A 1,320-nucleotide genomic window follows, 5' to 3' on the forward strand; every position below is an offset into this window, starting at 1 on the left:
CAGGGAAAACTCATCTCAAGGCTCGCTTCCCGCTTAGATGCTTTCAGCGGTTATCGATTCCGAACTTAGCTACCGGGCAATGCCATTGGCATGACAACCCGAACACCAGAGGTTCGTCCACTCCGGTCCTCTCGTACTAGGAGCAGCCCCTTTCAATTTTCCAACGCCCACGGCAGATAGGGACCGAACTGTCTCACGACGTTCTAAACCCAGCTCGCGTACCACTTTAAATGGCGAACAGCCATACCCTTGGGACCGACTTCAGCCCCAGGATGTGATGAGCCGACATCGAGGTGCCAAACACCGCCGTCGATATGAACTCTTGGGCGGTATCAGCCTGTTATCCCCGGAGTACCTTTTATCCGTTGAGCGATGGCCCTTCCATTCAGAACCACCGGATCACTATGACCTGCTTTCGCACCTGCTCGAATTGTCATTCTCGCAGTCAAGCGGGCTTATGCCATTGCACTAACCACACGATGTCCAACCGTGTTTAGCCCACCTTCGTGCTCCTCCGTTACTCTTTGGGAGGAGACCGCCCCAGTCAAACTACCCACCAGGCACTGTCCGTAATCCCGATTCAGGGACCAACGTTAGAACATCAAAACTACAAGGGTGGTATTTCAAGGACGACTCCACCACATCTAGCGACGCGGTTTCAAAGTCTCCCACCTATCCTACACATGTAGGTTCAATGTTCAGTGCCAAGCTGTAGTAAAGGTTCACGGGGTCTTTCCGTCTAGCCGCGGGTACACTGCATCTTCACAGCGATTTCAATTTCACTGAGTCTCGGGTGGAGACAGCGTGGCCATCATTACGCCATTCGTGCAGGTCGGAACTTACCCGACAAGGAATTTCGCTACCTTAGGACCGTTATAGTTACGGCCGCCGTTTACCGGGGCTTCGATCAAGAGCTTCGTCCGAAGACTAACCCCATCAATTAACCTTCCGGCACCGGGCAGGCGTCACACCGTATACGTCATCTTACGATTTTGCACAGTGCTGTGTTTTTAATAAACAGTTGCAGCCACCTGGTATCTGCGACTCTCGTCTGCTCCATCCGCAAGGGACTTCACTGATAAGAGCGTACCTTCTCCCGAAGTTACGGTACCATTTTGCCTAGTTCCTTCACCCGAGTTCTCTCAAGCGCCTTGGTATTCTCTACCCGACCACCTGTGTCGGTTTGGGGTACGATTCCTTACAATCTGAAGCTTAGAGGCTTTTCCTGGAAGCATGGCATCAATGACTTCACTACCGTAGTAGCTCGACATCGTATCTCAGCGTTAAGAAAGTCCGGATTTACCTAAACTTTCCGCCTAC

The 1,320-nt window shown here is 52.0% G+C and carries 1 rRNA gene; it reads right to left on the bottom strand.

Annotated features, from left to right (window positions below):
• Positions 1 to 1,320, bottom strand: a 23S ribosomal RNA gene (locus AB6E08_RS23330); the annotation flags it as partial.

Origin of the sequence: Vibrio sp. 10N.247.310.24 (assembly GCF_041467175.1) — a bacterium.
Taxonomy (GTDB): Bacteria; Pseudomonadota; Gammaproteobacteria; order Enterobacterales; family Vibrionaceae; genus Vibrio; species Vibrio tasmaniensis_A.